This window comes from Methanotorris igneus Kol 5, from assembly GCF_000214415.1.
In the GTDB taxonomy this organism is placed as follows: Archaea; AGJL01; Methanococci; order Methanococcales; family Methanococcaceae; genus Methanotorris; species Methanotorris igneus.
This window is the reverse complement of record NC_015562.1, coordinates 686,251-704,583: the sequence shown is the minus strand read 5'-3', so window position 1 is coordinate 704,583 and position 18,333 is coordinate 686,251. Positions and strand designations below refer to the sequence as shown.

The window sequence follows — 18,333 nt, the reverse complement described above, 5'->3', positions numbered from 1 at the left end:
TTTCAAATAAAGCATAATTCTTCTTTTTTATAACGTAAATAGCTGTGCAAACTCTTTCATAAAATACAAGTCTATATCTCCTCTTTCACATCTTGTAATTATTGATGCTACAATATTTTTTGAATATTTTATGGCATTTGTTGGTTTTATGAATGTGAAAGATGGTTTGTATCCTTCCTTGATTATCCCAACATTTTCAATGCCTAATATCTTTGCATTGTTGATTGTTGCCATTTTTAAGATTTCTTTTGGTTCGATATGGTAAATTTTATATATGAAGTCCATATCTTTGAATATTGAGGGTGAGTTTGCCATAAAGTTATCCGTTCCAATTCCTACTAAGATGCCATGCTCCAAAAGTGCCCTAATATTTGGTAATCCAACATTAAAAGATGCATTTGCCCTTGGGCAAACAACAACGCCTATACCGTTTTCCTTTAAAAGTTCCATATCGTTTGGTGTGGCATGGGTAGCATGTATAATAAAGTTTGGCTTTACTTTTAAATCAATAATTCTTTCAATTTCTGTTTTTCCGTAGTGCTCTAACGAGTATTTAAGAGAGCCTTCGTGTTCACTTGCATGTATGGCAAATATCCTATCTTTATCTTTTGTGCATCTGTATATAAATTTTAACGCCTCGTCACTATACTCATTTGCACCGCTCAATCCTATACCACTACAGTTGTCTAAAATCTCGTTTAGTTCTTTTTTTATTTCTTCTTTGATTATTTTTGTGGGTCTTCCCAATATTATTGCATCGATGTTTAATTCACTTAATGAAATTGCTTTTTTTAGTAAATTTATTCCTTTTATTCCATTTTCTCTAAAATCACAGAAATATCTTATTCCATTTTCGAACAACTCATTTAAAGCACACAACATCCCATTAATTAACTCTTCATCACTGCAACTATTCAAGAACTTATGCTTTAATCCGTTTGGGGGCTTAACAAGCTCATCCAAAGTTTTATTAATACCTATATCTTTTATTGCTGCATCTCCAACGTGTGTATGTGCATTTATTAAAGAGGGGATGACTATTCCTTTATATTTAATGGCATTGACCTTTTCATTTGTAAATCCTTTAATAACTCCACCTTCAATAACTAAAGTTCCTTTTTTTAGTTCAAAATTCTCACCATACAAAAAGTTTGATTGCAGATACATATTGATCCCCTATATATCTAAAATAATTTTAAAAATTTTAAATAAAAAAGCATAGTAATTTGAAATTAATAAAAATTAAAAAATTTAATTTTATTCATTAAGTTTTCCTGATAATGATGCTTTAACTAAACCATCAAACAATGGATGTGGTTTATTTGGTCTTGACTTAAATTCTGGATGTGCCTGTGTAGCAATGAAGTATTTGTGGTCTTGGATTTCAATGAACTCTGCTAATCTTCCATCTGGTGAAGTTCCAGAAATAACAAGTCCATGTTCTTCAAGAATGCTGTGGTATTCTGGGTTTACCTCATATCTGTGCCTGTGTCTTTCATAAACTTCTTTTTTATCATACAACTTGTATGCAAGAGTTCCTTCCTTCAAAATTGCCGGATATGCCCCTAATCTCATTGTTCCTCCTTTTTGGGTAACCTCCTTCTGTTCTGGTAATAAATCAATTACTGGATGTGGTGTGTTTTCATCAAATTCTGTTGAGTTAGCTCCCTCTAATTTACAAACATTCCTTGCATATTCAATAACTGCACACTGCATACCTAAACAAATTCCCAAGAATGGGATGTTGTTCTCTCTTGCATAGTTTATTGCATTTATTTTTCCCTCAATTCCTCTATCTCCAAATCCACCTGGGACAAGGATACCATCTAACTTTCCATCTTCTCTAAATTTGTCGAGAATTTCAACATAGTCCTCCTTTTCCAAAACCTCTGAGTGTATCCAATTTATATTGACCCTTGTGTCGTTCTTTGCCCCTGCATGCACCAATGCCTCAGTAATACTCATATATGCATCCTTCAATTCAGCATACTTTCCAACAATACCTATGGTGATTTCATGCATTGGATTTATTATTCTGTCAACCATTGCCCTCCATTCTCTTAAGTCTGGCTCTCTATCTGGAAGGTTCAATTTTTTTGTTATTAATTTTCCAAGACCTTCTTTTTCAAGGTTTAATGGAACTTCATATATAGTTCTTGCGTCTCTTGCCTCAATAACTGCCTCTTTATCCACATCACAGAACAAAGCAAGTTTTTCCCTAATCTTTTCTCCCATTGGGACTTCTGTTCTACAAACCAAAATGTCTGGTTGGATACCTATTCCCCTCAATTCCTTAACGCTATGTTGGGTTGGCTTTGTCTTTAACTCTCCAGCAGTTCTTATGTATGGAAGGAGAGAAACGTGGATATATAAAACATTTTCCTTACCAACATCCTTCTTAAATTGCCTTATTGCCTCCAAGAATGGCAAACTCTCTATATCTCCAACAGTTCCTCCGATCTCAACAATAGTTACATCATAACCTTCTCCAAGTTCTTTTATCCAGTCCTTTATTTCATTTGTTATGTGTGGAATAACTTGGACTGTCTTTCCTAAGTATTCTCCTTTTCTTTCTTTGGTTAATACGCTCCAATAAATTTTCCCTGTAGTTATGTTGTTCCTTGATGTTAGGTTTATATCAACAAACCTCTCATAATGCCCTAAATCCAAGTCAGTTTCTCCACCATCTTCTGTAACAAAAACCTCACCGTGCTCATAGGGGGACATTGTCCCTGCATCAATCTGCAAATATGGGTCTATCTTTATCATATTAACCTTAAATCCTCTTGCTTTCAACAATCTTCCTATTGATGATGCTGTAATTCCCTTCCCAAGAGAGGACACTACCCCTCCAGTAATGAATATGTATTTCATAAATTATCCCTCATTTTAATTAATTTTATGAAGTTTTTAAATAATAAATTTATTTTAATAGTTTGTTTTTGTTGTAAACTTAAATTCAGTAAAAATAGCACAAAACTTTAATATGGGATATATAAAGGCAATTTCTGAATTTTGATACATTAATTGTGTTATTTTATTTTATAATTTATGAAAAATCCAATTCTATAACCTAAATAATTCTATATAGGTTCTATAAAAATGTTAGGTACACTTGATTTCTAAAAACATGCCTTTTTAACTTTTATTTAAATATGGAAATATTACTAATAACAAATTATTTATACTTTAGTAGCATACAATAAACAGAAATAATAACATGGTGATATCATGGAAGATGAAAAAAAGATAAAAAAACTTCTCCACCTATTAGAGCATACGGAAGAGCACTTTGAAATTATTATAAACCTTATGAAAGAATTAAATTTAAATGCAGAAGGTTATGAGAAGCTCTATGATACCTTAAAAAATGAAAATGAAAAATTGAAAAAAGAATTATCCAATTAACTATTTTTTATTTTTATTTATTTTTATTCCTTTTTGAGTTCTTTCATAATTCTTTTTGCTACACTTTCCCCATCTAAACCATAATACTTCAACAACTCTTCCGCTTTTCCGGATTTTCCAAATTCATCATTGATACCTATTCTTAACAACCTTTTGTTTAACCCATTTGTTGCTATAACCTCTGCAATAGCCCCACCTAATCCACCAATAATACTGTGGTCTTCCATTGAAACGATGAAGTCCTTTGCTTTTTTAATTGCATCTTCATCTATTGGTTTAATTGTTGCCATCTCTACGACTTCAGCAGATATGCCATTCTCCTTCAATATTTCCGCTGCTCTTAATGCCTCTGGAACCTCTTCTCCAGTAGCAATTATTGTTAAGTCATCCCCATCAATCAATGTTTTTGCTTTACCTACTTCAAATTCCGCTTCCTCCTCACTCTCATAAATAATTTCCGTATCGCTCCTTGGCATTCTCACATAAACTGGCCCATCGTATTCAGCACACCATCTTATGATATTTTTTGTGTGGTAGTAGTCAGATGGGGCGATAACAACCATATTTGGAATTGCCCTCATTATTGCTATATCTTCAGTCATTTGGTGTGTTGCTCCATCTTCCCCAACGGTAATTCCGCTGTGAGTTGCAACAATCTTAACATTTAATCTTGGATATGCAACAGAATTTCTAATTTGTTCCCATGCTCTACCAGTAGCGAACATTGCGAATGTTGAAGCAAACACAATTTTTCCAGTTGTAGCCAATCCAGCTGCCATTCCAATCATGTTTTGTTCAGCAATCCCTGCATTGAAAAATCGCTCTGGGAATTTCTTAGCAAACATTGCTGTTTTTGTTGAACCAGACAAGTCAGCATCTAAAACAACCAAATTTTCATATTTCTCTCCAAGTTCTATTAGTGTTTCTCCATAACCATTTCTCATACCTTTTTTAATTCCACTTAACTTTACCATGGTTTCACCGCCGTTATTGTTGCTGCTTTTTTTAATTCTTCAACCGCCTTTCTAACATCATCTTTTCCATAAATTGCCGATGCTGCAATGAGTGCATCTGCCCCAGCATTTACTGCAAGTGATGCTGTCTCTGTGTTAATCCCACCATCCACAAATATCTTTGTGTCATAACCTTCCTTTGATATTTTATGCTTTAAATTGTCTATCTTTTTAACCATTGGTCTTATGAACTTCTGTCCAGAGAATCCTGGCTCAACGGTCATAACTAAGACGGCATAAACTTCTCCTAAGATATATTCAATTGTATCAAGTGGAGTTGATGGATTTAATGCAACTATTGGCTTTGCACCGTGGTTTTTTATTATATTTATTAACCTAAATGGGAACTTACAGGTTTCTATATGGAATGTTATCATATCAATGCCTTCAAACTTCTCAATGAACATTTCAGGATTTTCCACCATTAAATGAACATCAACGGGAAGCTTTGTTATGTCTCTAACATATTTTGCAATTCCAATACCTATGCTTAAATTTGGAACAAAATGTCCATCCATTATATCAACATGTATAAAATCTACACCTGCCTCTTCTGCTTTTTTAACTTCCTCTGCCAAATACCCAAAATCTGCTGAGAGGATTGATGCTCCAATCATTACCATTCTATCACCAAAATAAAATAAAATTGGATTTGTTAGGTGCAGATTTTCATTTAAGTTTTATTATAAATTTCAACTTATTTTATTAATTTTAATAATTTCAAATATAAATTAAATTTAAATTTTAAATTTTGGACTTGTGGGCTTTATTCTAACTCTTTTAATGCAATTTCTAACTGCTCTTCATTTGGAGCTTTACCGTGGAATCCTACATTATCCTCCATGAATGAAACTCCCTTACCTTTTGTTGTGTATGCAATAATCATTTTTGGCTTTCTGTTTTTCATTTTCTTTGCTTTTTCAACAGTGTTTATTATTTGCTCAAAGTCATGTCCATCTATCTCAAAAACATCCCACCCAAATGCTTTAAATTTCTCCTTTAAGTCCCCTAATGACATAACGTCCTCTGTACAACCATCAATTTGGAGCATGTTTCTGTCTACAAATCCAATAAGGTTATCTAATTTGTAGTGAGCTGCTGCCATCGCTGCCTCCCAAACTTGACCTTCTTGGCATTCTCCATCTCCCAACAACACATAAACATAATTATTCAATTTATCCAACTTACATCCCAGTGCCATTCCAACTGCCGCAGAGAATCCCTGCCCTAATGACCCTGTGCTCATCTCTATTCCAGGAATATCTATGGATGGGTGCCCTTGTAATAGTCCATCTAATTTTCTCAACTTCCAAAGTTCTTCTTTATCAAAGTAACCACATTCAGCCAAGACCGCATACAATGCTGGACATGAGTGTCCTTTACTCAAAACAAATCTATCTCTATCCTTCATTTTTGGATTTTTTGGATCGTGTTTCATTATTTTGAAATATAAAGCAACAATAATTTCTGTTGATGATAATGAACCTCCTGGGTGTCCAGATTTTGCTAAACCAACCATTTTTACAATATTGTATCTAACTCTCTTTGCTATCTTTTTCAATTCTTCAATTTCCATATCATCACCTTTATAGAGGATTTTTAAATTTTTTAAATCTCAAAATAAGTGTTTATAAAAGAAAATAATGATGACAAGAATGATAATTGCCAAATATTTGTTAATTTAAATACTCATGAAAAATATTCTCACTATAGGTACTCAACCTTTACATGCAACATACTAATAAACTTTTTGATTGCCTATAGTCGTTTGCGTTATAAATAGTTGAAAACTTCAAAATGGGATTAAGGGCGTAAACAGACCTTATTTGAAAACTTACGCTTAATTTTAGCCATTTCAACCGCAAACGGCATAATATAAATGTTGAATTTAAGAGAAAATACCACCAATTATAAAATTAAGAAAAAAGTTAGGTTAAATTATCCTTTAACTACTCCCATCGGCTTCATTCTACTAACTTTCAATGAAATTCCTGATTTGTGACAAACATCCGCAACTAAATCAATGCTTTTGTATGCCTCTGGACATTCCTCTGCGATAACGGCCTTAGAATCTGCCATAACAATAATTCCCTCTTTTTCAAGTTTTGCCTTAATTTCTTTACCCTTCCACAATTTCAAGGCTTTTGCCCTACTTAATGTTCTCCCTGCTCCATGTGCTGTTGAACCAAAGGTCTCTTCCATAGCCTTTTCAGTTCCATGCATTAGATACGATGCAGTTCCCATATCCCCTGGAATGATAACTGGTTGTCCAACTTTTCTGTATTCTTTTGGAATTAATTCACTTCCAGGACCAAATGCCCTTGTAGCTCCCTTCCTATGAACAACGACCTTTTTTGTTTTTCCATCTATTACATGCTCCTCTATCTTTGCTATGTTGTGGGCAACGTCATATATAATATTCATCTCCAAATCCTCTGCAGATGTTTTAAATACCTTTTCAAAGCTTTCCCTTACCCAGTGAGTAATCATTTGCCTATTTGCCCATGCATAGTTTGCCCCACAGCACATCGCTTTATAATATTCAATACCCTCCTCTGACTCTATTGGAGCACATGCCAACTGTCTATCTGGGAGTTTTATGCCATATTTTTTTGCAGCTTTTTCCATGACCCTTATGTAATCAGCACAAATTTGATGTCCCAAACCCCTTGAACCCGTGTGAACCATAACTACTACCTGGTTTTCTTCAATCCCAAAAACCTCCGCTGTTTCCTCATCAAACACCTTGTCCACATACTGAATCTCCAAAAAGTGGTTTCCACTACCTAATGAACCAAGTTGAGGTAGACCTCTTTTCTTTGCACTATCTGAAACAAGGGAAGCATCAGCATCCCTCATACACCCATGTTCTTCAAGGAACTTTATATCCTCATCCCAACCATATCCTTCATTTATTGCCCACTTTGCTCCCTCTTCCAAAACGTCATCAATCTCATTTTTGGTGATTCTTATTTTTCCCTTACTTCCCAATCCAGATGGGACATTTTTGAATATCTCACTTACAAGTTCTCTTATTTTTGGTTTAACTTCTTCTTTTGTTAAATTTGTTCTTATTAGCCTAACTCCACAGTTTATATCAAAACCAACTCCTCCAGGGCTTATGACTCCCCCTTTTACATCAAAAGCTGCAACCCCTCCAATACAGAAACCATATCCATAATGACAATCTGGCATAGCCAAAGAATACTTTTGAATACCTGGAAGGCATGCAACGTTTGCTATTTGCTCGAGAACATCATCCTCTAAACTTTCAAGTAAAATCTCGCTTAAAAATACTCTTCCTGGCACTTTCATACATTCTTTATAATCCATTGGTAGTTCATATATCGTATCAGATACCTTTTTTAAATACTCTTTCATAATCTCACCATAAAATTGAGTTAATTTTGAATAAATTTGATAATAGTGATGATTAACCCATAATATTCCAAAATTGTTGATAGTTCTTTGCAAAAGGGATTATATGGTAGTTGGACTATATAAGCTTATTGCAGTATTAAAATATATATTCAATACGTGATATTCAATTCATAACAATTGATCACAAGAAAATAGTCACCATGAATATTAAAAAGATTTTAATCATAGTGCTAGTCATGTAATTTATCATCGCCAATTTTAACCCAAACCTACCAAACAATGCAACATAGGTTCCAATGGTTTTATGTATATCATCTTACCCCAATAATGTTTCCAATTAGTAGAGTTATTAGTGCCTGCTTTTCATTTAACGCTTCATTTTTCATTAAAATGCAACAGTGGCATATCCAGCAAATAAATATGCAAAATTTGTAATTAAGACAACTATTGTTTCACCTGGCAAATTAAGAATACTGAATCAGATATTCCTTAGTCAATTTTAAAAGTTTTGTCATTAAGTGGTTTGTTATTTTTTGATTTTACTTAGTAAATTTGTCTCCTCTATAATCCCCGCAACAACAATTCCTATAGATGAAAGGATGACTATCTTGACTAAGTAGGATATTATGCCCATATCACCCCTATTTCCATGTTAATAATTGTAATTTTTGTAATAACAAATATTTAAAATCAATTAAAACTTGTGTATTTAAATTTTTTGAAATGTTTGATAGTAAATTATATATTTTTGGTGCCTAAAATTGGAATTGATTTTATGTTACAACAACAAATCAAAAAACATCATGGAGGATGCATTATGAAAATAAACACAGACAAACTCTTGATGATTCCAGGGCCTACAATGGTTCCTGCAGAGGTTTTAAATGCAATGGCATTACCAATTATTGGGCACAGAACCGCTGAATTTGGAGAATTGCTTGTAGATACAACAGAAAAAATGAAAAAAGTCTTCCAAACAAAAAACGACACATACATAATAACTGGTTCAGGAACAGCGGCAATGGACATGGCTATTTTGAACGTTATTGACAAAGGAGATAAAGTATTGAACATTGTAAATGGAAACTTTGGTGAAAGGTTTGCAAAAATAACCTTAGCACACAAAGGAGAAAGCATTAAGTTGGAGAACGAATGGGGAGACATAGCAGAGCCTGAGGCAGTTAAAGAGCTTTTAGATAAGCATGATGATATTAAGGCAGTTACAGTTGTTCACAATGAAACTTCAACAGGAGTCAAAAACCCAATAGAAGAAATTGGTAAGATAGTTAAGGATTACGATGCATTGTATATTGTTGATACTGTCTCATCATTGGGAGGAGACTATGTTGATGTTGATAAATTCAACATTGATATTTGTGTGACTGGTTCACAAAAATGTCTTGCTGCTCCTCCAGGATTGAGTGCAATAACTGTAAGTGAAAAAGCATGGGAAGTTATTGAAAAAACTGAGAAGAAATCACTTTACTTAGACCTTAGAGAATACAAAAAGAGATACGATGAGAAAAAACAAACTCCATACACACCAGCAGTTTCATTAATATATGCATTAAATGTTGCATTGGATTTGGTTTTGGAGGAAGGATTAGAAAACAGATTCAAGAGACATGAAAAATTGGCAAGAGCTACAAGGGCTGGTTTAGAGGCAATGGGTATTGAATTGTTTGCAAAAGAAAGAGCAAGGTCAGTAACTGTTACCTCAGCGTACTTACCAGAAGGTGTTGAAGATAAGGAGTTTAGGGGCTTGTTATCAAAGAAATACAATGTAGTTATAGCAGGAGGACAGGCACACTTATCTGGAAAGATATTCAGAATTGGACATATGGGAACTGCTAAAGAAGTCCACATCTTAGCAACATTGGGAGCTATTGAAATGGCACTTAAGGATTTAGGTGTAAAAGTAGAAGGTAGTGGAGTAGAAGCAGCAAAAGAGATATTAATGGAGTAACTTCTAATTTAACTTTATATATCTTCCTCGCTAAAATTTTTATTTTTTATTTTTAGTATAATTTATTGAGTGTGGTGCATAATTGATACATCTAAATTTATGCCCTAACATCTTTAATCCTTATTAATGGGTAACCATGAGTTTTTAGGTTGTAAATAGCTAATATCTGTGCGGTTACAACCGATAACATACAGAAAACGTATTTTTCTTAAAACCTTTTATATTCGTCCAAAATCTATTCATAATCTGGTTTTTATTATCGAATTTAACTGCTCTATTCGTTCTCTCATCTCTGCAAACTTTTTATCCATTTTTTTCTTTTTATCTCTACCCAATCTTCTTGGATTATGTCCAGTTTTAAGTATAACACCATAATCCTGCCACGCTGTTAATTTTAAATCTCCGATTTATCAGTAAGATATTTATCTATCGAAGTTATAACTATCTTAACGGCGTCCATGGGCATTCACCATTCGATTTTTATCACTTTTTGTATTCTATTTTTGACTCACCATATTTAAATTTTTTAATTATGCACCACCCTCAGTTTGTGAATTTATTATAATCCTCAGCTAATGTCTTTCCAGTATCTGTTAATCCTTTCTTTCCTAAGAATCTCAACTTTCTCAATATAACTAAGGTTTGTCTTTTTTTAAATTATTTTAGTTTGAACGTGGATAGACATGCTTGGTATTTTATCTATTCAACACTCTGTTTTTATAAATATTTTATTATTTATACCATATATTTAAATATAATAATATTTAATAGTTAGATCGCAATAATGGCAATATCGAAAATTATTTAAAGAATAAAAATAATTAAAGAACCATTAGTAAAATTATAATATATATTAAAAAATCTAATATGGTGATATGGTGAGTACAGATATTTTAAATGAACTTTCAGAATCTGTTGTAAATTTAGATGAAAATAGGGCGTTAAAAGCCGCAAATGAAGCACTAAAAGCAGGTATTCCTGCACATATAGCAATAATGGATGGATTGTGTAAAGGGATGAAAATTGTAGGAGACAAGTATGAAAAAAAGGAATATTTTGTTCCTGAAGTATTAATAGCTTCAAATGTAATGAATAAAGCAATAGATGTTCTAAAACCACATGTGAAATTGGATAAAGATGATATTCCAGCTAAGGTTGTGATAGGAGTTGTTGAAGGAGATATTCATGAAATTGGTAAAAATATTGTGGCAATGATGTTAGAAGCTGGAGGTTTTGAAGTTCATGATTTAGGTAGAAATGTGCCATGTGAAAAATTTGTTGATTATGCCATAGAGATTAATGCGGATATAATTGTAATGTCCACAATGATGACCACAACAATGTACAATATGAAAAAGGTTATTGACGTTTTGAAAGAAAGAGGAGTTAGGGACAAATTTATAGTGATGATAGGTGGGGGCCCAGTATCTTCTGCATTTGCAAAAGAAATTGGTGCAGATGCATACACAGACAATGCTAATGAGGCCTTAAAAGTAGCTAAAGAACTCTATAAAAAAAGAAAAGGAAAAAACATAAAACAATAAGGTGAAAATATGATTCCAAAAGAAAGACTTTTAGGAGTAATTACTGGAAGTGGAATTGACAGAATACCAGCAGTTCCACTTATTGGAAATTTTGCAGGGAAAATATCAGGATATAAAGTAAGTGAAATTGCAAGAGATGGAATTAAATTAGCAAAAGCCATAGAATACACATATAAAAAGATGAATCCAGATTTAGTAACTATATTAACAGATTTATGTATAGAAGCTGAAGCTATGGGCTGTGAATTGGAATATTTTGATAATGATGTTCCAATAGTTAAAAAACATGTATCCTTAGAAGAAATATCTATTCCTGATCCAGAAAAAGATGGAAGAATGCCAGAATTTTTAAAATGTATTGAATATCTTGTAGAAAAAATAGGAAATGAAGTATTTATAGGAATGTGTGTTCCAGGGCCATTTACAATAGCAGGAAATCTTCATGGAACAGAAAGTATGATGATGGATTTAGTGATGAATCCAGATGTAATTAAAGAGGAGATAAAGTTAGCAACAGAGGCTTCAAAATTATTTATAAATGCATGCATGGATAGAGGGGCCATTCCATTAATTTGTGATCCAATAGCATCTGGTTCTTTAATAAGTCCAAAATTTTATGAAGAGTTTGCATTAAATCCTTGTAAAGAAATTGTGAAAGAAATACACAAGCGCGGATTGCCTGCAATATTACACATTTGTGGAGATGTAAATCCAATTCTTGAGCTTATGGTTAAAACTGGCGCAGATTTCTTAAGTGTTGATGCAAATGTCAATTTAAAAGAAATGAAGGAGAAAGTAGGTAAAAATGTAGGAATAATTGGAAATATAGATCCTGGAAGCACCATATATCTTGGAAGCAAAGAAGATGTTCTCAATGAATGTAAAAAAGCAATAGAATATGCTTCAGATAATCCAAAAGGATATATCCTTGCATCAGGATGTGAAATACCCTTAGCATCTAAAGAAGAAAATGTAAAGGCCATAGTTGAGGCTGCAGAACTTTATGGAGAAGTCCAATAGTTAATTCCAAATAGTTAATTTTGAAATAATTAATACCTAAACATTTTTTATGGTGTGTTTTTATGACACCAAAAGAAAGAATAGACAGTGTTCTTTCAGGGGGAGGTAATGTTCCCTCTACATTTATAGCCAGTCCAATTTTTTTAAACCGTCATATAAAGGATAGTAAAAATTTGGCCAATTTCTATTTGGAACTATATAAAAAATATAGACCAGATTTAATAACAATTATACATGAAAATACATACTTAGAAATTCAAGCTTTAAAGATACTAAGAAGGAAAATAAAGGATACATATATCACAGTCTCTCTAAATTGTCCAATATCTTACCTATCTGCAACTGATGATAATTTTATGGTAAATCTTTATTTAAAAAAAGAAGAAATTCATTCAAAAATTTATAATTATGTAGAATTTCTTAAAGATAATATTAGAACAATTATTGAAAATGATGGGATTCCATTCTTAGGAGACCCTACTGCCCCATTTATTGGACCTAAGATGTATAAAGAATTTGGAATACCGTATTTAAAGAAAATATTTAAATTTATAAAATCATTTGGAATTCCTACATTTTTACATATTTGTGGAGAGTTATCTCCAATTATTGAACAATTAAAAAATTTAGATATTGATGTTCTAAGTTTTGAAGATAGTTTAAATGTTGTAGGAACCCTTGATTGTGTATTAATGGGTAATGTAAAACCTAAAGATATGCTAAATGGGAATATAGATAGTCAAATACATTACATTTTGAAAAATAGAAAAAAACAGCACATACTATCAACAGGTTGTGAGTTACTTCCCAATACGCCAGAAAAAAACATTATAAAATTAATTAATTCGAGGGTAGATTATGATTGATATTGAAGAGGAAGTGAAAAATAGAACTTTAATAGCTCCTATGGGCGGATGTTATATTGCAAAACTTTATGGATGTGGGAAAAAACATTATTTTTGTAGAAATGGGGAAATTTTTGGTAAAGCACTTTGTAAGGCAAAAGAATATTTTGGTTATGATATAATACATCTATCTTCAGATATATATGTTGAAGTAGAAGCTATGGGGTTGTACAGTTGGAGCTGTATATATAAGGAATACGGAAAAATGAATGAAAACTTTGACATAGATAGTTTAACAATTAATTTAAATAGTGGAAGAGTTTCAGAATATAGAAAAGCGATTGAATACTGTAACTCAAAAAATAACACTGTATTTGTAAGTGTAAGTGCTCCATTTACTCTTGCAGCAATTATAAGAGGTATAGATAGATTCATGATAGACTTAATAAAAAATAAAAAATTTGCTAAGGATTTGATTAAAAAAACTACAGAAATTTCTAAGATTGTGATAGAAGATATAAAAGATATAGCATACCCTTTTGTGGTAGATGCAGTAGCATCATCATCACTTATTAGTCCCGAATTTTATAGAGAATTTGCTTTTAAACCTGTAAAAAAAGTATTAAAATTATGCGATTTTCCAATATTGCACATGTGTGGGGACATAAACCCAATATTGGATGATATTAAAAAAACGGGTTCAAAAGTTATAAGTTTTGATGATAACTTGGAAATTTCCAAAGCTTTTGAAGTTTTTAATGATTTAATTGTTTTTGGAAATATTAATCCTTCAATGATGTATCATTCCAATGTAGATTGGGTAAAAACGGAAGTAAAGAAATGTATGGAATCTAAAACTGGAGATTACATATTATCTACAGGATGTAGTATTCCCGTAGGTACTCCAAAAGAAAATTTGAAAACATTAGTACGTTATGGAAGGTGTTATGATGTGTAAAATTACTTATATCATGGAAGATGGAACAAAAAAGTCAGTGGTTGTTGATAAAGGTACCACAATACTTGAAGGAGCAATAAATGCTGGAATATATCTTGATGCCCCTTGTGGAACTGGAAAGTGTGGTAAATGTAAGGTTTTAATAGAAGAAGGTTTAGAAAATATTGAAGAAATCAGCATTGTAGATGGTAACTATGCATTGGCATGTATTGCAAGAGTTTATGGAGATGTGGTGGTAAAAATCCCTAATTTTGAAGGAGTGGTTTGTAAAAGCATTAGCGGATATTCATCTCCCTCAATAATCCCAGACATCAACATAAAAAAAATTAGCACAACAGTATCGGAATCATCTAACTATAATTTAACCTTAAAAGCAATAGTTAAACTTAACTCTATGAATTTATCAGATAAAGTAAATCTAATATTAAAAAATAATAATGTTGTTAATGTAGAAAAAGATTTTTCAGGGATATATGGTCTTTCAATCGATATTGGGACCACATCTGTGGTAGTTTATCTTGTTGATATGTGTAATGGTGTAGTTGTAGATACAATTTCCTTTTTAAATCCTCAAAGACAATTTGGAGCAGATGTAATTTCAAGGATAGCATATAATAACGGAGATTTACTGCAAAAAGTGCTTATAACAGAACTAAATAATGCCATATCAAAACTGTGTTCTAAAAATAATATAAAAATGGATAATATCTATGAAGTTACTGTTGTGGGTAATACTGCCATGATACACCTTTTTTGTGGAATACTTCCAAAAAATCTTGCAACATATCCATATGTCCCAACCTTTAAAAATTCATTATATATGCCTGCAAAGATGGTGGGGTTGGATCTAAAAAATGCAGATGTTTACACATTACCAATAATAGGAGGATTTGTTGGTGCAGATACTGTTGGGGCAATATTATCTACAGAAATGCATAAGAAAAATGAAATAAGTCTTCTTATAGACATAGGTACAAATGGAGAAATTGTATTGGGAAATAAGGAGAAGTTATTAACTTGTTCATGTGCAGCAGGTCCAGCATTTGAAGGGGTTAATATTGAACATGGGACCAATGCTAAAGAAGGAGCAATATGTAAGGTAAAGATAAATGAAGATTGTGTATATTATGAGACCATAGGTAATAAGAAACCTCCAATAGGTATTTGTGGATCAGGAATAATAGATATTATGGCTGAACTTTTAAGATCTGGAATAGTTGATAAAACTGGAAGGTTTGTTGGAGAGCATAAAAATCTAAGAGATAATAAGTTTTTTATTGATGATACTATTTATTTCTCTCAGGGAGATATTAGAGAAGTGCAGCTTGCAAAAGGAGCAATATTTGCGGGTATTAAAATCTTATGTCATGAGTACGGCATTGACATTGAGGATATATCAAAAGTTTATATTACAGGAGCATTTGGTTGTCATATAGATGTTAAAAATGCTAAGACTATAGGTCTTCTACCTGATCTAAATAATATAATCCATATAGATAATGCTGCAGGAAGAGGTGCAATAATGGCTTTACTTTCTGAAAAAATTAGAAATGAAGCTAATGAATTGGCTAAAAATACAAAATATATAGAGTTGAGTAGTCATAGCAATTTTGAGACTGAATTTATATCTGCCCTTAGGTTTTCAAAATAAGGCTACTTTATCCTCACAGATAACCCCATTTTTACATCAAAAATTTTTTCTTCTAATATTTTTCTTCTAATACTGGTTTGGCAAAATAATAAATGATTTAATAATTTATACTATTGTAAATTTGTAAATTTTATAAAATTATTAAGCATAAAAGACTGCAAGTTTAAAGGATAAAAAATGCATAAAGATAATGCATAAAATAAAAACCCATTTATGTATTGGACTTTTAGATTTTTAGCTAATTTTTATTTTAAAAAAGACATTAATTGATTAAATTGAATTTGTAAAAACCAATGGGGGGTGGTATAGATTTTTGAATAAAATTAAAATAAAAGGATTTAACTTATTCTGCAGCTTCAACAACTTCTTTTTGTTCTTCTTTTACTTCTTCTTTTTGCTCTTCTTCTTTTGCTTCTTCTACAAATCCTTCATTTTCTTTTTTACCGAACTCTAAAACCTCTGATTTGTATATCATGACACTCTTCAATGGGAAGATTTTCTTACATTCTTCGTGGATTCTGTTTGCCATTTCTCCCATTAACATTGCTTGAACATATTCTGGGAATGTTTTCTCTTCTGACATTGCTTTTATAATTTCCATCATTTTCTTTCTAATCGCTGTTTTTTGTCTTGCTCTTGCTCTTACTGCTGTTAATGTTATTGCTTTGACTCTGATCTTGTATCCATCTTTTGTTCTGACATCAACGATAGCATCAATTTTACTTCTTCTTCTTCTAATTTGTGATTTTAAGTATTCTCTTGTTGTGTCATGCCCAACGAATTGGGAGACAGCGTTTGTTCCACTAACTCCATATATTTTGAAGTAAACTCTAATCATGTGTTTTGTTGGGTCGTTTGTTAAGTCCCTCAAACTTACCTCTGCAACTCTACCAATGACTAATGATGGATCGCTTGCTGGTGTTTGTCCAATTAAAACCCCACCAAATTCCTGAGCTGTGTAGATGTTGTACCATACCTTAGTTTTCCATGTATCTTTTGCCTTTCTTCCTTTGACAGTTCTTGCTTTCATTTTTGCCATGTTATACACCTCAGATACATTTATTCTTCTTCAATGTCTGGGAGGTATTCAGTCAAGTCGATATATCTTCTTGTAGGTTTTATTAAGTCCGCATATACTCTTTTTATGTTTTTAGCAACATCTCTTTTGACATGTCCTTTTTCGGCTTTTATTAACTTAACCCTAAAAAACCCATTATTAATCCTATATACATTACCCACTTCAAATACGTAATCCATTGGAACAAAGATATATACAGAGTATGTTCTTCTTCCGTCATTTATTGAAATACCTAATTTTTTTGGGATATCTAAGGATTTTGCCCATATTGTTTTGATATCGTCAACTTTTGATGAGGAAACTCTTTTGCCATCATCGGTGTCTATTGTAGTAACTTCAATTCTTTCCCCATCAACTTCTAATTCTTCACCAACTTTAACAACTTCACCCATTGGTAATTGGATTATTTTTCTCTCGGATTCATCGTATCTACTTATAATCACACTAACATCTTTTAATTTTACGCTGAATTCCACTTCATGAATCGTGTTGCATTCTAAGCATTTGACAATATATTTAGCATGTTTTTTTGATTCTTTTGATTTTAATATTTCGTGAGGAGTTAATTCCTCACAAACAGGGCATTCAAAATGTTCCATTTTTCATCACTTCCGTAGGGATGGCAGATTTATAAAACATTTGGGATGGGCAATTGCCCATTATTTATTTTTTCTTTTTCCTTTTTCTCTTACCTTTTACTTGTGGGACGATGATTCTTACTTTTACATTTGTTGCCCTTTCTAAGAACTCTTCATATGTGAATGAAACTTCATCATCGCTACTTATAACTCCTCTGTTCTTCAAGTATTCTTTTGCCATTAAGTAGTATATCAATGCTACTGCCTTTCTACCTTTGTTGTTTGTTGGAATTACGAAGTCAATGAATGATGTTAAATGCTCTGTGTCACATAAACCAACGATTGGAATGCCTATTTCAATTGCTTCTTTTAATGCTTGCCTATCGACTCTTGGATCACTTAAGAATAAAACTTCTGGTTCTAAGAACCCTTTGTATGCTGGGTTTGTTAATGTTCCTGGGACAAACCTTCCTGGAATTGTTCTGATTCCTGTAACTTGTCCGAATTTTTCTAATGGACCCATTGTGTAAATTCTTCTTGAAACTGCCAATATGTCTTCTGGTTCATATTTTGCTAAGAACTTCGCTGCTAACTTTAATCTTTCGTCTGTTTTTCTTACATCTAAAACGTACAACCCGTCTGATCTAACTCTGTAAATGAACTTTTTCATGTCTTCTGTTTTTTGCTGGGTTCCAATATGGATACCTGACGCTAAATAGGTGTCTAATGGTACTAACATGTTGTTGTTTTCCGCCATTTTCACGCCTCCAAAATAGTGGTTTTTATGGCTTATAAAACAAAGCCAAAAACGTGGTTTTTATGACAGAGAAATAAGTCAATTATTGTCAAAAGTCATGTGACAACACATGTTTATGCTCAATAATATATAAA

16 protein-coding genes are annotated in these 18,333 nt (G+C 32.3%); 7 read left to right on the top strand and 9 right to left on the bottom strand.

The annotated features are described in order from the left end of the window. Positions 1–27: 27 nt before the first annotated feature. Positions 28–1,167 (bottom strand): amidohydrolase family protein, encoded by a 1,140-nt coding sequence (locus METIG_RS03380; protein ID WP_013798840.1) that lies wholly within the window; start codon positions 1,165–1,167, stop codon positions 28–30. A gap of 90 nt (positions 1,168–1,257) precedes the next feature. After that, positions 1,258–2,874, bottom strand: a complete 1,617-nt coding sequence (pyrG, locus tag METIG_RS03375; protein ID WP_013798839.1) for a glutamine hydrolyzing CTP synthase — start codon at positions 2,872–2,874, stop codon at positions 1,258–1,260. A 357-nt stretch (positions 2,875–3,231) separates the two neighbouring features. Between pyrG and METIG_RS09530 the strand changes: the two genes are divergently transcribed. After that, positions 3,232–3,408 carry a hypothetical protein gene (locus METIG_RS09530; protein ID WP_013798838.1) on the top strand — a complete coding sequence of 59 codons (177 nt, stop codon included), beginning with the start codon at positions 3,232–3,234 and terminating at the stop codon, positions 3,406–3,408. Between the two features lie 23 nt (positions 3,409–3,431). Here the strand turns inward: METIG_RS09530 and METIG_RS03370 are convergent, their stop codons facing one another. The 4 genes from METIG_RS03370 to METIG_RS03355 all read right to left on the bottom strand — a co-directional run bounded on the left by METIG_RS03370 (position 3,432) and on the right by METIG_RS03355 (position 7,802). Next, positions 3,432–4,382 carry a transketolase family protein gene (locus METIG_RS03370; protein WP_013798837.1) on the bottom strand — a complete coding sequence of 317 codons (951 nt, stop codon included), beginning with the start codon at positions 4,380–4,382 and terminating at the stop codon, positions 3,432–3,434. Continuing rightward, a complete protein-coding gene (gene rpe / locus METIG_RS03365) occupies positions 4,376–5,044 on the bottom strand; it encodes a ribulose-phosphate 3-epimerase (protein WP_013798836.1) in 669 nt (222 codons plus the stop codon). The genes METIG_RS03370 and rpe overlap by 7 nt, the downstream gene beginning before the upstream one ends. Before the next feature lie 143 nt (positions 5,045–5,187). After that, positions 5,188–5,997 (bottom strand): transketolase, encoded by an 810-nt coding sequence (locus METIG_RS03360; RefSeq protein ID WP_013798835.1) that lies wholly within the window; start codon positions 5,995–5,997, stop codon positions 5,188–5,190. A gap of 362 nt (positions 5,998–6,359) precedes the next feature. Then, entirely contained in the window at positions 6,360–7,802 is a 1,443-nt protein-coding gene (locus METIG_RS03355) for an RtcB family protein (RefSeq protein ID WP_013798834.1), read from the bottom strand. Positions 7,803–8,619: 817 nt separating this feature from the next. Between METIG_RS03355 and METIG_RS03345 the strand changes: the two genes are divergently transcribed. From METIG_RS03345 to METIG_RS03320, 6 genes are all read left to right on the top strand, one after another. Continuing rightward, positions 8,620–9,768, top strand: coding sequence for a pyridoxal-phosphate-dependent aminotransferase family protein (locus tag METIG_RS03345; protein WP_013798832.1), 1,149 nt, complete (start codon positions 8,620–8,622; stop codon positions 9,766–9,768). Positions 9,769–10,643: 875 nt separating this feature from the next. Continuing rightward, complete coding sequence (locus tag METIG_RS03340) at positions 10,644–11,312, top strand: corrinoid protein (RefSeq protein ID WP_013798831.1); 669 nt, start codon at positions 10,644–10,646, stop codon at positions 11,310–11,312. Between the two features lie 9 nt (positions 11,313–11,321). Then, on the top strand, positions 11,322–12,332 hold the full coding sequence (locus METIG_RS03335) for a uroporphyrinogen decarboxylase family protein (RefSeq protein ID WP_013798830.1): 1,011 nt from the start codon (positions 11,322–11,324) through the stop codon (positions 12,330–12,332). 62 nt (positions 12,333–12,394) lie between these two features. After that, a complete protein-coding gene (locus METIG_RS03330) occupies positions 12,395–13,198 on the top strand; it encodes a uroporphyrinogen decarboxylase family protein (protein WP_013798829.1) in 804 nt (267 codons plus the stop codon). After that, the gene (locus tag METIG_RS03325) at positions 13,191–14,135 is read left to right on the top strand and encodes a uroporphyrinogen decarboxylase family protein (protein WP_013798828.1); all 945 of its coding nucleotides are present in this window, start codon (positions 13,191–13,193) and stop codon (positions 14,133–14,135) included. Before METIG_RS03330 ends, METIG_RS03325 begins: the two co-directional genes overlap by 8 nt. After that, complete coding sequence (locus METIG_RS03320; protein WP_048055513.1) at positions 14,128–15,786, top strand: ASKHA domain-containing protein; 1,659 nt, start codon at positions 14,128–14,130, stop codon at positions 15,784–15,786. The genes METIG_RS03325 and METIG_RS03320 overlap by 8 nt, the downstream gene beginning before the upstream one ends. Before the next feature lie 343 nt (positions 15,787–16,129). On the opposite strand, the gene METIG_RS03315 is transcribed toward METIG_RS03320, so the two are convergent. The 3 genes from METIG_RS03315 to rpsB all read right to left on the bottom strand — a co-directional run bounded on the left by METIG_RS03315 (position 16,130) and on the right by rpsB (position 18,199). Further along, positions 16,130–16,825: a 30S ribosomal protein S3ae gene (locus tag METIG_RS03315; RefSeq protein ID WP_013798826.1), complete on the bottom strand. Its 696-nt coding sequence runs from the start codon at positions 16,823–16,825 to the stop codon at positions 16,130–16,132. Positions 16,826–16,845: 20 nt separating this feature from the next. Next, positions 16,846–17,463: an HVO_0476 family zinc finger protein gene (locus tag METIG_RS03310; RefSeq protein ID WP_013798825.1), complete on the bottom strand. Its 618-nt coding sequence runs from the start codon at positions 17,461–17,463 to the stop codon at positions 16,846–16,848. Between the two features lie 64 nt (positions 17,464–17,527). Further along, a complete protein-coding gene (gene rpsB, locus METIG_RS03305) occupies positions 17,528–18,199 on the bottom strand; it encodes a 30S ribosomal protein S2 (protein WP_013798824.1) in 672 nt (223 codons plus the stop codon). Positions 18,200–18,333: the final 134 nt, after the last annotated feature.

Coding starts and splice junctions, on each gene's coding strand:
- METIG_RS03345 (WP_013798832.1), top strand. CDS start 8,620: ATGAAAATAAACACAGACAAACTCTTGATGATTCCAGGGCCTACAATG.
- METIG_RS03340 (WP_013798831.1), top strand. CDS start 10,644: ATGGTGAGTACAGATATTTTAAATGAACTTTCAGAATCTGTTGTAAAT.
- METIG_RS03380 (WP_013798840.1), bottom strand. CDS start 1,167: ATGTATCTGCAATCAAACTTTTTGTATGGTGAGAATTTTGAACTAAAA.
- METIG_RS03330 (WP_013798829.1), top strand. CDS start 12,395: ATGACACCAAAAGAAAGAATAGACAGTGTTCTTTCAGGGGGAGGTAAT.
- METIG_RS03370 (WP_013798837.1), bottom strand. CDS start 4,382: ATGGTAAAGTTAAGTGGAATTAAAAAAGGTATGAGAAATGGTTATGGA.
- rpe (WP_013798836.1), bottom strand. CDS start 5,044: ATGGTAATGATTGGAGCATCAATCCTCTCAGCAGATTTTGGGTATTTG.
- METIG_RS03325 (WP_013798828.1), top strand. CDS start 13,191: ATGATTGATATTGAAGAGGAAGTGAAAAATAGAACTTTAATAGCTCCT.
- METIG_RS09530 (WP_013798838.1), top strand. CDS start 3,232: ATGGAAGATGAAAAAAAGATAAAAAAACTTCTCCACCTATTAGAGCAT.
- METIG_RS03310 (WP_013798825.1), bottom strand. CDS start 17,463: ATGGAACATTTTGAATGCCCTGTTTGTGAGGAATTAACTCCTCACGAA.
- METIG_RS03335 (WP_013798830.1), top strand. CDS start 11,322: ATGATTCCAAAAGAAAGACTTTTAGGAGTAATTACTGGAAGTGGAATT.
- METIG_RS03355 (WP_013798834.1), bottom strand. CDS start 7,802: ATGAAAGAGTATTTAAAAAAGGTATCTGATACGATATATGAACTACCA.
- METIG_RS03315 (WP_013798826.1), bottom strand. CDS start 16,825: ATGGCAAAAATGAAAGCAAGAACTGTCAAAGGAAGAAAGGCAAAAGAT.
- METIG_RS03360 (WP_013798835.1), bottom strand. CDS start 5,997: ATGGAAATTGAAGAATTGAAAAAGATAGCAAAGAGAGTTAGATACAAT.
- rpsB (WP_013798824.1), bottom strand. CDS start 18,199: ATGGCGGAAAACAACAACATGTTAGTACCATTAGACACCTATTTAGCG.
- METIG_RS03320 (WP_048055513.1), top strand. CDS start 14,128: ATGTGTAAAATTACTTATATCATGGAAGATGGAACAAAAAAGTCAGTG.
- pyrG (WP_013798839.1), bottom strand. CDS start 2,874: ATGAAATACATATTCATTACTGGAGGGGTAGTGTCCTCTCTTGGGAAG.